Annotated in this window: 9 protein-coding genes; all 9 read right to left on the bottom strand. The window is 71.8% G+C overall.

Translation table 11 applies throughout. The features are described 5' to 3' along the window. Positions 1-219: 219 nt before the first annotated feature. The 9 genes from AY578_RS27895 to AY578_RS27855 all read right to left on the bottom strand — a co-directional run bounded on the left by AY578_RS27895 (position 220) and on the right by AY578_RS27855 (position 14,136). Positions 220-3,936, bottom strand: coding sequence for a ThuA domain-containing protein (locus AY578_RS27895; RefSeq protein ID WP_258905954.1), 3,717 nt, complete (start codon positions 3,934-3,936; stop codon positions 220-222). Positions 3,937-4,511: 575 nt separating this feature from the next. Continuing rightward, a complete protein-coding gene (locus AY578_RS27890; protein ID WP_019521709.1) occupies positions 4,512-5,510 on the bottom strand; it encodes a sugar phosphate isomerase/epimerase family protein in 999 nt (332 codons plus the stop codon). A 15-nt stretch (positions 5,511-5,525) separates the two neighbouring features. Further along, positions 5,526-6,734 carry a Gfo/Idh/MocA family protein gene (locus AY578_RS27885; RefSeq protein WP_026243340.1) on the bottom strand — a complete coding sequence of 403 codons (1,209 nt, stop codon included), beginning with the start codon at positions 6,732-6,734 and terminating at the stop codon, positions 5,526-5,528. Positions 6,735-6,813: 79 nt separating this feature from the next. Next, on the bottom strand, positions 6,814-7,863 hold the full coding sequence (locus AY578_RS27880; RefSeq protein ID WP_019521711.1) for a substrate-binding domain-containing protein: 1,050 nt from the start codon (positions 7,861-7,863) through the stop codon (positions 6,814-6,816). Positions 7,864-7,880: 17 nt separating this feature from the next. After that, positions 7,881-8,900 (bottom strand): ABC transporter permease, encoded by a 1,020-nt coding sequence (locus AY578_RS27875; RefSeq protein ID WP_019521712.1) that lies wholly within the window; start codon positions 8,898-8,900, stop codon positions 7,881-7,883. Beyond that, complete coding sequence (locus AY578_RS27870; protein ID WP_026243341.1) at positions 8,897-10,420, bottom strand: sugar ABC transporter ATP-binding protein; 1,524 nt, start codon at positions 10,418-10,420, stop codon at positions 8,897-8,899. Before AY578_RS27870 ends, AY578_RS27875 begins: the two co-directional genes overlap by 4 nt. Before the next feature lie 552 nt (positions 10,421-10,972). Next, entirely contained in the window at positions 10,973-12,154 is a 1,182-nt protein-coding gene (locus tag AY578_RS27865; protein WP_028961415.1) for an ROK family protein, read from the bottom strand. Positions 12,155-12,359: 205 nt separating this feature from the next. Further along, the gene (locus tag AY578_RS27860; protein WP_028961416.1) at positions 12,360-13,037 is read right to left on the bottom strand and encodes a GntR family transcriptional regulator; all 678 of its coding nucleotides are present in this window, start codon (positions 13,035-13,037) and stop codon (positions 12,360-12,362) included. 151 nt (positions 13,038-13,188) lie between these two features. Beyond that, a complete protein-coding gene (locus AY578_RS27855) occupies positions 13,189-14,136 on the bottom strand; it encodes a beta-ketoacyl-ACP synthase III (protein ID WP_136239123.1) in 948 nt (315 codons plus the stop codon). Positions 14,137-14,325 lie beyond the last annotated feature (189 nt).

Below are 14,325 nucleotides of genomic sequence, written 5' to 3'. Positions count from 1 at the left end.
TAGGGCGGTGCGCCGGCCACCGCCGGCCCTTCGGCCGGCGGTGCGCCGAACCCCGGACGGGGTGATGTGCCGTCCGGGGAGACCCGGGCGCGTGAGCGCCAGGGCCTCCCGGGCCGGACCGGATGCCGGAGATCGGAGAAGGTTCCGGGCCTGATGGCCCAGGGGGGAGGCGGCGGGCGGGGGTCCGGCGTCCACCCGCCCGCCGCCGTTCTCGGGGCCCTAGGAGGGCAGTTCCTTCAGCTGGATGTTGCGGAAGGACACCTTGTCGTCGGGACCGTGGTTCTGCAGGCCGATGTAGCCGTCGGTCAGGCTCCGCTGCGGGTCCTTGTTGGTGAAGTCGTTGATCTTCACCCCGTTCAGGAACACCTGGAGCCGCTCGCCCTTGACCTTGATCTCGTAGGAGTTCCACTGCCCGGGCGGGCGCAGCACCTGGTCACGGGCCTTGATGTTCGCCGCCTTGAACGTGTAGATCGCACCGGTGGTGCGGTCCACCGCGTCCGTCGCGTCGATCTGGACCTCGTAGCCCCGGTCGACCGCCGACCACGGGTCGTCGGAGGCCGGGAAGCCCACGAAGACACCGGAGTTGTCGTCGCCGCGCATCTTCCAGTCGAGCTTCAGCGAGTACGACTTCAGCTCCTTGGCCTGGTACCAGAGGAGACCCATGCCGCCCTCGGACTCCATGACCCCGCCGTCCTTGACGACGAACCTGCCGGGGCCGGCCTGCTTCCAGCCGTCCAGGGTCTGGCCGTTGAAGATCTTCCGGTAGCCCGTGTCCGGCTTGCAGTCGGCCTTCACCTGGCCGGTGGCGTACTGGAGGCCGCCGAGCAGGTGGGCGCGGAAGGCCTCGTCGGCGTACGACTCCTTGGTGTGGCCGCCGCCGGTGTAGAAGGAGCGGCCGCCGCCGTAGGTCTGGCACCAGGCGATCGGGTGGTCGCCCTTCATGGTGCCGCCCTGGTAGGTGGTCTCGTCCAGGGTGGCGAGGACCTTGGCCTTGTCCCGCGGGTTGGTGCGGTAGTTGTACCACTCGTCGGTGCGCTCCCAGGTGTCGTCCAGGTGCGCGGTGGCCGGGTGGTCGTGGTCCTCGACGCGCACGGTGGCCTTCTGGATGGCCGGGTGCGAGGCGAAGTAGGCGCCGACGAGTCCGCCGTAGAACTCCCAGTCGTACTCGGTGTCGGCGGCGGCGTGGATGCCCATGTAGCCGCCGCCGTTCTTGACGTAGTTCTCGAACGCCTTCTGCTGGTCGGCGTTGAGGACGTCACCGGTGGTGGACAGGAAGGCGACCGCGTCGTACTTGGCGAGGTTGGCGGTGGTGAACTGTCCGGCCTCCTCGGTCGCGGTGACCGAGATGCCGGCCGGGGCGCCGAGTTCCTTCAGGGCGGCGACGCCGGTCTCGATGGAGTCGTGCCGGAAGCCGGCGGTCTTGGAGAAGACCAGCACCTTCTTGCCCTGCTTGAACGGCTCCTTGGAGAACTCGAAGTCGTCCACGTCGTACAGGGCGCCCTCGCCGCCGCGGAAGACCAGGTAGATCTCGGTGGTCTTCTTCGGCAGTGCCCGCAGCGGGACGTCGACGTCCTGGAACGTCTCCCAGCCGCCGGTCGGCGGGATGTACGCCGAGCCGTGCAGCGGGCCCTCGGGGGAGCCGGTGCGCAGCTCGATGTAGCCGCCGGAGCCGCCGGAGGAGGCCCGTACGGTCATCTTCTTCTGCCCGTCGAAGCGGTAGGGGCTGAAGGAGATCCAGTCGCCGTCGTTGATGTCGCCGACGGTCTTGCCGCCGTTGGCCTGGGACTTGTCGATGACGCTGACGCCGGACTGCGAGGTGAAGTGCTCGCCCTGGCGGTGCAGCGGCTGGAGGACAGCGCGGGCCGTGCCGGTCAGCGCCTCCTGTCCGCCTGCACCGCCGTCGGTGTAACTGGCGCCGACGACACCGTAGATGTTGGCGTTGGGGTCGTGGCCGCCGTCGCCCGGGGGCGGCGTGAGGGTGCCCTCACAGCCCGTCTCGCTGGTGAGCTCGTGGGCGTGGGAGTCGTGGCCGAGGCTGTAGGCGACCTTGACCTTGGAGCAGTCGATCGTCTCCTCGGGGTCGGTGACGGTCACCTTGAACGGCACGGGCTCGCCGAAGGCGGCCATGCTGCCGTTGCCGGGGACGTCGATCCTCACCTTGGGCTCGGTGTTGCCGACGACGATCCGGACGCTGGCGTTACCGGTGTTGCCCTCGGGGTCCTTCGCGGTGAAGGTCGCCGTGTAGGTGCCGACCTTCTTGTACTTGTGCGTGGGGTTGAGCCCCTCGCCCGTCGTGCCGTCGCCGAAGTCCCAGGCGTAGGTGAGCTCCGGGGAGTCGGCGTCCTCCGCGGTGGCGGTGAACGTGACCTTCAGGCCGGCCGCGCCGGACGTGCGGTCCGCGGTGACTCCGACGATCGGCGAGAAGCCGTCCTCGGCGTTCTCGATGCGGTACAGCGCGGAGTTCTCGTCGCCCTGGAACCAGGAGAGGCCGTAGTCGAGGACGTAGAGCGCGCCGTCGGGGCCGAAGTCCATGTCCATGATCTGCGTGCCGGTCCACGGGAAGTCGTTGATCTTCGCGACCGAGCCGTCCTCGTTCTGCTCGATGCGCTTGATCCAGCGGCGCCCGAACTCGCCGGCGAAGAAGTCGCCGTCGAACTCCTCGGGGAACTTGACGGACGACTCCAGCTGCGGGTCGTAGTGGTAGACCGGGCCCGCCATCGGGGACTCGGAGCCGCTGCCGAACTCGGGCACGGAGCCGCCGTCGTAGGGGATCCAGGCGGGCTGGGCGGGCGGCAGGTCGACCAGGCCGGTGTTGTGCCGGGAGGTGTTCTTCGGCGCGGAGCAGTCGAACTTCTCGCCGGACTGGCCGGTGGCGAAGTCGTAGTCGACGTAGGCGTCGTTGTCGCCGGTGCAGAACGGCCAGCCGAAGTTGGCGGCCTTCGTCACCTTGGCGAACTCGACCTGCCCGGCCGGGCCGCGGGTCGGGCTGGCGGTGCCGGCGTCGGGGCCGTAGTCGCCGACGTAGACCACGCCGGTCTTCTCGTCGACGCTGATCCGGAACGGGTTGCGGAAGCCCATCGCGTAGATCTCGGGACGGGTCTTCTCCGTGCCCGGCGGGAAGAGGTTGCCCTCCGGGATGTCGTACGACCCGTCCTCGTTGACCTTGATGCGCAGGATCTTGCCGCGCAGGTCGTTGGTGTTGCCGGCGCTGCGGCGGGCGTCGAAGGCGGGGTTGCGGTTGTCGCGCTCGTCGATCGGCGTGTAGCCGTCGGAGGCGAACGGGTTGGAGTCGTCGCCGGTGGACAGGTAGAGGTTGCCCTCGGCGTCGAAGTCGATGTCGCCGCCGACGTGGCAGCAGATGCCGCGGGAGGCCGCGACGTCCAGGATCTTCTTCTCGCTGGACAGGTCGAGGGTGCCGTTGGGGTTCAGGGTGAACCGGGAGAGGCGGTTGACTCCGTCGAACTTGGCGAAGTCCTCGGCGGTGCCGGTCTCCGGGGCGTCCCCTGCGGGCGTGTCGAGGGGCGGGGCGTAGTAGAGGTAGATGGCCCGGTTGTTCTTGAAGTCGGGGTCCACCCCGACGCCCTGGAGGCCCTCCTCGTCGTGGCTGTAGACGTCGAGACGGCCGGCCACCTTGGTGGTGCCGCCCGCGTCGGTGAGGCGCAGGGTGCCGTCACGGGAGGTGTGCAGGACGCTGCGGTCCGGGAGCACGGCGAGCGACATGGGCTCGCCCATCTCGGGTTCGCCCTTGGCGAGCGGCACCTGCTGGAACTGCCCCTCGGCCGCGGCCGGTGCGTCCTGCACCTGACGGCCGGGCTGGGCGCCGGCGACGGTGGCCGGGGTGCCCACGGCCAGCAGCAGGCCGGTGACGAGGGCGAGCGTGGTGCGGAAGGCGGGACGCTTGGCGGTGCGAGTCGGTTTGAGTCTGCTTCTGTGCACGAAGTCCCTCCGGGAACGGGATGGGGCCGTACGGAACAGGTGCTGGTCGTGCGGTGCGTGCGGGCGCCGGGGTGCGCCGTCACCCCGGAGGCGTGGGTGCCCTGAACACTCAGGGACGGTAACCGCGTTCTTCCGGGGGGAACACCCCTTGGACCGCGTCTGGTTGAACTTTTTCCCAACAGAGGACAAAGGGGGTTCCGGGCATGCCGGCTCAGGGGACCGGCGAAGACGCCGGTCCCCTTCCCGACCTGCGGCCGGGGCCTGTCCGGGCGCTCCGCCCCTCCGGGGCGGCACGCGCGGACCGTGCGGGGCCCGGTGGCCTTCCGGCCCCGCACCCGCCACAACCGCACCGGACCTCCGGCCCGGCGCTCGGCGTTCCGAAGACGGCGGGCGCCGGCCTCCGGGACGGCCGCTCGCCGGGTGCGCCCGCACAAGGTGCCGGGCTCCCCCGGGTGCGCCCCGTGCCGAGCACCCAGCCCTCGGCCGGGGCCGCCTCAGGCGTGGCGGCGGAATCCCGTTCGGGTGCGCCCCGCCCTGGGTGCCGGGCTTCCCCGGAACCCCGCCCGCGCCGGGGTTCAGCTGTTGAACGCCGCGTCGAAGGACGCGCTCGGGGGTTCGTAGTCGAAGGACTTGAGGCGCTTCAAGGCCTCCGGGGCGCCCTGGAGGCGGTCCATGCCCGCGTCCTCCCATTCCACCGAGACCGGGCCCCGGTAGTCGATGGAGCGCAGCATGCGGAAGACGTCCTCCCAGGGCACGTCACCGTGGCCGGCGGAGACGAAGTCCCAGCCGCGCCGGGGGTCGCCCCAGGGAAGGTGGGAGCCGAGGCGGCCGTTGCGGCCGTCGAGGCGTTTGCGGGCCTCCTTGCAGTCCACGTGGTAGATCCGGTCCCGGAAGTCCCACAGGAACCCGACCGGGTCGAGGTCCTGCCAGACGAAGTGCGACGGGTCGAAGTTCAGCCCGAACGCCGGGCGCCGGTCCACCGCGTCGAGGGCGCGCACCGTGGTCCAGTAGTCGTACGCGATCTCGCTGGGGTGGACCTCGTGGGCGAAGCGCACGCCCTCCGCGTCGAAGACGTCGAGGATCGGGTTCCAGCGCTCGGCGAAGTCCTCGTAGCCGCGCTCGATCATCGACTCGGGCGCGGGCGGGAACATGGCCACCAGGTGCCAGATGGCGGAGCCGGTGAACCCGATCACCGTGTCGACGCCGAGCAGGGCCGCGGCGCGCGCCGTGTCCTTGATCTCTGCGGCGGCCCGCTGCCGTACCCCCTCGGGCTCGCCGTCGCCCCAGATGCGGGCGGGCAGGATGTTCTGGTGGCGTTCGTCGATGATGGCGTCGCAGACGGCCTGGCCGACCAGGTGGTTGGAGATCGCCCAGCACTTCAGGCCGTACTTGTCGAGGAGCTGGTGGCGGCCGGCCACGTAGGAGGGGTCGGCGAGGGCCTTGTCCACCTCGAAGTGGTCGCCCCAGCAGGCCAGTTCGAGGCCGTCGTAGCCGAAGTCACGGGCGAGCCGGCAGACCTCCTCCAGCGGAAGGTCGGCCCACTGACCGGTGAACAGGGTGAAGTTGCGCGGCATCCGTATCGGTCCTCCTCAGGCGGCGATCGGGGTGTAGACGGCGTTCTTCTCGGCGCTCTCCTCCACCGCCGCGAGGACGCGCTGCACCTGGAGACCGTCCGCGAAGGACGGTTCGGGGCTGCGGCCCTCGGCGATGGCGTGGACCAGGTCGCGGGCCTGGTGCGCGAAGGTGTGCTCGTAGCCGAGCCCGTGGCCCGGCGGCCACCAGGCGTCCAGGTACGGGTGGTCGGGCTCGGTGACGAGGATGCGGCGGAAGCCGCCGTGCGTGGCGTTCCCGGTGCCGTCGTGGTACTCGAGTTCGTTGAGCCGCTCCAGGTCGAAGGCGAGCGAGCCGCGCTCGCCGTTGAGTTCGATCCTCAGGGCATTCTTGCGTCCGGTGGCGTACCGGGTGGCCTCGAAGGACGCCAGTGCGCCGGAGGTGAACCGGCCGGTGAACACGGCGGCGTCGTCGACGGTGACCGGTCCGGTGCCGGCGGCGGAGACGGCGGCCAGGCCGCTGCTCGGCGCGGTCGGCAGCGGCCGCTCGCGGACGAACGTCTCGGTGAGCGCGGAGACGCCCGCGAGCGGCTCCCCCGCCAGGTACTGGGCGAGGTCGACGATGTGCGCGCCGAGGTCGCCGAGCGAGCCGGAGCCCGCCTGCTCCCGGCGCAGCCGCCAGGTGAGCGGGAACTGCGGGTCCACCAGCCAGTCCTGGAGGTACGCGACCCGCACGTGCCGCAGGGTGCCGATGCGGCCCTCCTCCACCATCCGCCGGGCCAGCGCGGTGGCGGGCACCCGGCGGTAGTTGAAGCCGACCATGGCGGCCTGGCCGCGGTCCCGCGCCTCCTGGGCGGCGCGGGCCATCGCCTCGGCCTCGGCGACGGTGTTGGCGAGGGGCTTCTCGCACAGCACGTGCTTGCCCGCGGCCAGCGCGGCCAGCGCGATCTCGGCGTGGCTGTCCCCGGGGGTGCAGATGTCGACGAGGTCGATGTCGTCGCGCTCCACCAGGGCCCGCCAGTCGGTCTCGGCCTCCGCCCAGCCGTGCCGGCCGGCCGCCGTGCGCACGGCGTCGGCGTCCCGGCCGCAGATGACGGCCATCTCGGGACGGAGCGGCAGCTCGAAGACGCGTCCCACGGTGCGCCAGCCCTGGGAGTGGGCGGCGCCCATGAAGGCGTAACCGACCATGCCGATGCGCAGTGGTGGCTTCCCCGTTTCCGCCCCTTCGGACGCTTGCGGCTGTGCCATTCGGATGTCCTCCTCGTCGTCGTGTCGGGCGGGGCGGTCCCCGCCCGGTGGGCTGGTCAGGCCCGTGGGGCGGGGCTCCTCACCTGAAGCCGGTGGGCATGTACTGGTCGACGTTGTCCTTGTCGACGACGGCCGAGTAGCAGGTCACCGAGGAGGGGATCTCGAACTCGGCCAGGCCGCCGATGCCCTTGCCCTGGCCGAGGGCGCGGGCGAGGTCGATCGCGGAGGCGGCCATCGTCGGCGGGTACAGCACCGTGGCCTTCAGGACACCGTTGTCGGCCTTGATGGCCTCGAACGCGGAGAGCGCGCCGGCGCCGCCGACCATCAGGAAGTCGTCGCGGCCGGCCTGCTCGATGGCGCGCAGCGCGCCCACGCCCTGGTCGTCGTCGTGGTTCCACAGCGCGTCGAACTGCGACTGGGCCTGGAGCAGCTGCGCCATCTTGGCCTGGCCGGACTCGACGGTGAACTCGGCCGCCTGGCGGGCCACCTTGCGGATGTTCGGGTAGTTCTTGAGGGCGTCGTCGAAGCCCTGGGTGCGCTGCTTGGTCAGCTCCAGGTTGTCCAGGCCGGCCAGCTCGATCACCTTGGCGTCGGGCTTGTCCTTGAGCTTCTCGCCGATGTAGTGGCCGGCGTTGAGGCCCATGCCGTAGTTGTCGCCGCCGACCCAGCAGCGGTACGCCTGCGGGGTGTTGAAGACGCGGTCGAGGTTCACCACGGGGATTCCGGCGCGCATCGCCTTCAGGCCGACCTGGGTGAGGGCCTTGCCGTCGGCCGGCAGGATCACCAGGACGTCGACCTTCTTGTTGATGAGGGTCTCGATCTGGCCGATCTGCTGGGCGGTGTCGTTGGAGCCCTCGGTGATCTCCAGGGTGACGTCGGAGTACTTCTCGGCGCGCTTCTTGGCGTTGTCGTTGATGGCGTTGAGCCAGCCGTGGTCGGCCTGCGGTCCGGCGAAGCCGATGGTGACCTGCTTGCCCGGCTTGTCGTCGGCGGCCGGCTGGTTGTTCGCGGCCGGCTCGTCGCCGCCGCTGGGCTCGTTGCTGGTGCAGCCGGTGACGAGGGCGCCGGCGGAGACGGCGGCGGCTCCGAAGAGGAGCCCTCTGCGGCTGGTGAACGTCGGCTCTGGCATGGCGGTGAACCCTTCCGTCAGGTCGTGCTCGCGGTACGCCGCTGGACCAGCACGGCGGCGACGATGATCGCGCCCTTGGCGATCTGCTGGACGTCGGTCTGCAGGTTGTTCAGGGCGAAGATGTTGGTGATGGTGGTGAAGATCAGGACGCCGAGGACGGAGCCGACGATGGTGCCGCGGCCGCCGGTGAGCAGGGTGCCGCCGATGATCGCGGCGGCGATGGCGTCGAGTTCGTAGAGGTTGCCGTTGGTGTTCTGTCCGGAGCCGGACAGAACGATCAGCAGGAAGGCGGCGATGCCGCAGCACAGCCCGGACAGCAGGTACAGGTAGAGGCGCTGGCGGCGTACGTCGATCCCGGCCAGGCGGGCGGCCTCCGCGTTGCCGCCGACGGCGACGGAACGGCGGCCGAAGGTGGTGCGGTTGAGCACCAGCCAGCCGACGACGGTGACCGCGGCGAACACCAGCACCAGCGGGGGGACGCCCAGCACGTAGGCGTCGCGCTCGCCGAGGTCGAGGACGCTGTCGACCGTGACGATCTGCGTGCGTCCGTCGGTGATCTGCAGGGCCAGACCGCGGGCGGAGGCGAGCATGGCGAGGGTGGCGATGAACGGCACCATCCCGCCGTACGCGATGAGCACCCCGTTGACGAGGCCGCAGCCGAGGCCGACCAGGACGGCGGTGAAGAGGATGCCGGCGAAGCCGTACTCCTGGGTGGCGACGGTGGTGGCCCACACCGAGGCGAGGGCGACGATCGCGCCGACCGACAGGTCGATGCCGCCGGAGATGATGACGAAGGTCATGCCGACGGTGACGACGCCGATGACGGACGCCTGGGTGAGGACCAGCTGGAGGTTGCGGGTGTCCAGGAACTGGTCCGGCTTGGTGAGGCCGCCGATCAGGATCAGTACGGCGAGCACGCCGAGCAGGGACAGGGTGCGCACGTCGGCGCGGAACAACACGGCCCGCCAGGCGGGCTGTTCGCCGGCCGGTGGCACCTTGGGGGTGCTGTCCCGCGGCGGGGAGACGTTCTGCGTCATGACGCCGGGCTTCCTTCCATGACCAGGTCGAGTACACGGTGTTCGTCGAGTTCGCGGGCGGGCGCCGTGTGGACGACGGAGCCCTCGCGCAGCACCAGGACGCGGTCGGCGAGGCCGAGGACCTCGGGCACCTCGCTGGAGACCAGCAGCACGGCGAGCCCTTCGTCCGCCAGGCGCCGTACGACGGCGTACAGTTCGGCCCGCGCGCCGACGTCGACGCCGCGGGTGGGTTCGTCCAGCAGCAGTACCCGGCAGCCGCGGAGCAGCCAGCGGGCGAGGACGGCCTTCTGCTGGTTGCCGCCGGAGAGGGTGCGCACGGGCACGTCGGGGTTGTCGGGCCGCAGGGACAGCTCCCGGACCGCCGCGCGCGCCGCCCCCAGTTCGGCGCCGCGGTCGATCCATCCGGCCCGCGCGAAGCGGGACATGGAGGAGACGGACACGTTGCGGGTGACCGACTCCAGCATCAGCAGGGCCTGCGCCTTGCGTTCCTCGGGGGCGAGGCCGAGGCCCGCGCGGACGGCGGCGCGGACGCTGCCGGGGCGCAGGGGTTTTCCGTCGACGAGGACGCGGCCGGTGTCGGGCTTGCGGGCGCCGTAGACGGTCTCGAGGATCTCGGAGCGCCCGGACCCGACGAGGCCGGCGAGACCGACGATCTCGCCGGGGCGCACCTGGAGGTCGAGCGGGGCGAACTCCCCGCGCCGGGACAGGTTTTCCACGGTGAGTACCGGTTCGGCGGCCTTGACCTGCGGGGTGTCGGGGCGGGGCGGGAAGACGTACTCGACGTTGCGGCCCGTCATCAGCGACACCACCTCGCTGGTGGGCGTCGACTTGGCGGGCAGCCCGCGGGCCACCGCCCTGCCGTCCTTCAGCACGGTCACGCGGTCGCCGATGCGGCGGATCTCCTCCAGGCGGTGGGAGATGTAGACGACGGCGACGCCGGCGGCGGTCAGGTCGCCGACGATGCGGAAGAGGTTGTCGACCTCGTCCGGATCCAGGGCGGCGGACGGCTCGTCCATCACGATGAGCCGTACGTCGTGGGAGAGGGCGCGGGCCATGGAGACGATCTGCTGGTGCGCGGCGGAGAGGTCGCCGACCAGGCGTCCGGGGTCGATCTCGGGGTGCCCAAGACGCTTGAGCAGCGCAGCCGTTGACGCGCGGGCCGCCCGGCCGCGGACGACGAACCCCGCGGCGGTGGGCTCATGGCCGAGGTGGACGTTCTCGGCGACCGACAGGTGCTCCACCAGGTCGAGTTCCTGGTAGATGGTGGCGATGCCGAGGCGCATGGCGGCGATCGGCGAGCGCAGGGTGACGTCGTCGCCGCGCCAGCGGATCGTGCCCGTGTCGGGCTGGTGGGCGCCGGCCAGCACCTTGATGAGCGTGGACTTCCCGGCGCCGTTCTGGCCGAGCAGACAGTGCACCTCGCCGGCCTGGACGTCGAGGTCGACGCCGTCCAGGGCCCGGACTCCCGGGAACGACTTGGTGATGCCGGACATGCTGAGCAGCGGTGGTTCTGGTGCCATGCGGATTCCCCTCGGCGTGCGTGGGCCGACGGCCCCTCGCGGGGCAAGAGTTTTCGGGCAGGGCGAAGCAGAGCGGTGGCGGTGTGGGCGGTGTTCGGGACGGGTGTGCGGCTCGGGGGCGGGGCCCCGTGTTCACGACGGTGCGGCTTCCTGCCGGGGCGGGCGGCTTCCGGCCCGGCGGGTCGTGCGGTCCGCGTGCCGGCGCGGGCGGCGAAACCGCATCGGCACGGTGGTGCCTCGACCGCCGGATGCGGGGTGGCGTCCGCTCCGGCGGGTGGTGCCTTGCCTGCCGGGGCGGGCGGCTTCCGCCCCGGCGTGCCGTGCGCTGCGCGCCGGCGCTGGTGGCCGTCGCGGCGGCACGGTGGTGCCGTGCGCGCCGGTGCGGCCGGCCGTCGTGCCGGCGACGTGGCCGGCACGGGTGGCTTCCGCACCGGCGGGTCGTGCTCCGTGCCGGTGCGGCTGGCGGTCGCACCGGCAGGGTGAACTCGCGTGCCGGACGGGCCGGCGGGTGGTGCTGGGCGCCGGTGCGGCGGGTGCCGTACCGGCGTCGGGTCAGGCGGGTGAGAACAGGTGGTCGCTGATGAGGCGGGCCGCGCCGATGACTCCGGCGGTGGGGCCCAGCTCGCCCAGGACGATGGGGAGGTTGCCCGTCGCCAGGGGCAGCGAGCCTCGGTAGACCTGGGTACGGATCGCGGCGAGCAGGGTGTGGCCGAGGCCGGTCACCCCGCCGCCGATCACCACCAGGCCCGGGTTGAAGAAGCTGACCAGGCCGGCGATGACCTGCCCGGTGCGGTTGCCGCCCTCGCGGATCAGGTCGAGGGCGGTGGCGTCACCGGCGGCGGCCGCGGCGGCGACGTCGACGGCGCTGAGCGTGCCGTTCGCCTCCAGCCGTGCGGCGAGTTCGGGCGACTGCTGCTGCTCGGCGGCCTCCGTGGCGTCCCGCGCGAGGGCCGCGCCGGAGAAGTGCGCCTCGAGGCAGCCGCGGTTGCCGCAGGCGCAGGGGCGTCCCTCGGGCACGGCCTGGATGTGCCCGATGTCGCCCGCGCTGCCCGTCGTACCGCGGTACACCTCACCGCCGACGACGATGCCGCAGCCGATGCCGGTGCCGATCTTGACGCAGAGGAAGTCGGCGACGGTGCGGGCGACACCCGCGTGCTGCTCCCCCAGCGCCATGAGGTTCACGTCGTTGTCGACCATGACCGGGCAGCCGAGCTCCTGGCTGAGCGCCTCCCGCACGGGGAAGCCGTCCCAGCCGGGCATGATCGGCGGCGCGACCGGGATGCCCTCGGGGAAGCGGACCGGCCCGGGGACGCCGATGCCGGCGCCGTCGAACCCCTCCGCGAGCCCGGTGGCCTTCAGCTTGGCGGCCATGGACAGCACCTGCTCGAAGACCGCGACCGGTCCCTCGCGCACGTCCATCGGCTGGTTGATGTGCCCGAGGATCTCGAGTTCGGCGTTGGTGACGGCGACGTCGACCGAGGTCGCGCCGATGTCGACGCCGAGGAAGCGCAGATGCGGGTTGAGCCGGATGTTGTGGGAGCGGCGCCCGCCGCGGGAGGCGGCGAGTCCGTCGGCCACGACGAGTTCCGTCTCCAGCAGCCGGTCCACCTCCACGGCCAGTTTCGACCGTGACAGGTCGACCTGGTCGCCCAGCTGTGCGCGGGAGTTGGGCCCTCCGTCGCGCAACAGCCGTAGCAGTCGTGCCTGATGGGCGTTCGCGGGTCGCGCTGTCATGCGTCTCACGAGCCCCTCCCCGCCTCATCGGCTGTGCGCGCCGGATTCCGGCCACGTGCGTGGCGTGCTTTCGGATGGGAAAGTAGCAGCGCCTGCCGGAGGTGGGAAGAAGTCGCGCAGGAATTGGCCCCTACTTTTTCCACTCTCAGGACAAAGGAGGGGGTGCGGGGCCCGGAGGACCCCGCCCAGGTCGGGACGAAACGGCTCAGGAGTCTTCCCGCGCGTGGTACGACCGCCGCGTGTGCTCGGTGTGTTCGCGCATCAGCCGCGTGGCCGACTGCTCGTCCCGCGCGGCGATCGCGGCGATCAGCTCGCGGTGCTCGATCCAGGACTGCTCGCCGCGCTGCCGGGCGACCGGCGTGTAGTACCAGCGCACCCGCCGGTCCACCTGCGCGGCCAGCTCGGCGAGGACCGCGTTGCCCGCGAGCTCCATCACCTTGGCGTGGAAGCGGGCGTTGAGCGCCACCGCGGCGTCCACGTCGTCCGCCTCGACGGCCTTGAGCCCCTCGGCGAGGATCTCCTCCAGCGCCTGGACGCCCTTGCTGTCCGCGTTGCTCGCGGCGAGCCGGGCCGCCTCCGCCTCCAGCAGCGTGCGGACGGTGAGGAGCTGGTCGGCCTCCTCCTCCGTCGGCTCGTGCACGAACGCACCCTGCGCCGGCCGCAGATCGACCCACCCCTCGGTGTTGAGACGCTGCAGCGCCTCGCGCACCGGCTGACGGGAGACGCCGAGGTGGCCTGCGAGTTCGCTCTCGACGAGGTGCTGGCCCGGCTGGAGGGCGCGGGTGGTGATGAGTTCGAGCAGTGCCTCGTAGACGCGGTCGCGCAGCGGGCCCGGCCGCTCGAGCCGGGGCACCGCCCCGTGGGGCAGTCCTGTCGACAACATCGGTCCCCCTCTTCGGCGGCCCCGCGCGTCCGCCGTGAACGCCGGTGACGCCGTAGACGCCTTGGGTGATTGTCTTTCGTCTACAGTCTACGGCGCACGCGGGCACCGCGTTCGGGTTGCCCTCGTCACACCCGCGCCACGGGACGCGCCCTCACGGACAGCGCACGACCTGTCCCGCGTACGACAGGTTGCCGCCGAAGCCGAACAGCAGCACCGGGTCCCCGCTCGTCACCGTGCCCTGCTCGACGAGCTTGGAGAAGGCGAGCGGGATGCTCGCGGCCGAGGTGTTGCCGGAGTCGACGACGTCCCGCGCGACGACGGCGTTGACGGCCCCGATCCGGCGTGCGAGGGGCTCCACGATCCGCAGGTTGGCCTGGTGCAGCACGACCGCGGCGAGGTCCTCGGGCCCGAGCCCCGCCTTCTCGCAGGCGCGGCGGGCGAACTCCGGCAGCCGGGTGGTCGCCCAGCGGTAGACGCTCTGCCCCTCCTGCGCGAAGCGCGGCGGGGTCCCCTCGATCCGCACCGCGTTCCCCATCTCCGGCACCGAGCCCCACAGCACCGGACCGATGCCGTTGTCCGCGCCCGGCGCGCCCGCCTCCACGACGGCCGCGCCCGCCCCGTCGCCGACCAGGACGCACGTGGTGCGGTCGGTCCAGTCGGTGACGTCGGACATCTTGTCGGCGCCGATCACCAGCACCCGCTCCGCCCCGCCGGCCCGCACGGCGTGGTCGGCGGTGGCGAGGGCGTGGGTGAAGCCGGCGCACACCACGTTGACGTCCATGACGGCGGGGCCCGGCATGCCGAGGCGGGCGGCGACGCGGGCCGCCATGTTGGGCGAGCGGTCGATCGCGGTGGAGGTGGCGACCAGGACCAGGTCGATCTCGTCGGGCGTGCGTCCGGCCGCGGCGAGCGCCTTGGCGGCGGCGTGCGCGGCCAGTTCGTCCACGGGCTCGTCGGGCCCGGCGATGTGCCGGGTGCGGATGCCCACGCGGCTGGTGATCCACGCGTCGCTGGTGTCGACCATGCCCGCCAGGTCCTCGTTGGTCAGGACCCGGGCGGGCTGGTAGTGGCCGACGGCGGTGATGCGTGAGCCGCTCATGGTGATCCCCTCGTGATCCGGTTGCGGGATGCACCAGTCTGATCAGTGACTCACGGGTACGAGTGCAGGTGAAGCGACAGGAAACGGGCGCGAGGCTTGTCGCCTTCCGTCAGCCCCCGAAGGGCCGCGTCAGGCGTCCCCGCGCCCGTCCTGTCCAGGAGCACGCTCAAGACACGCGTGCGAACCCCC

It is taken from the genome of Streptomyces thermocarboxydus, assembly GCF_024760485.1.
Taxonomy (GTDB): Bacteria; Actinomycetota; Actinomycetes; order Streptomycetales; family Streptomycetaceae; genus Streptomyces; species Streptomyces cellulosae.
This window is presented reverse-complemented; position numbering and strand designations above follow the sequence as displayed.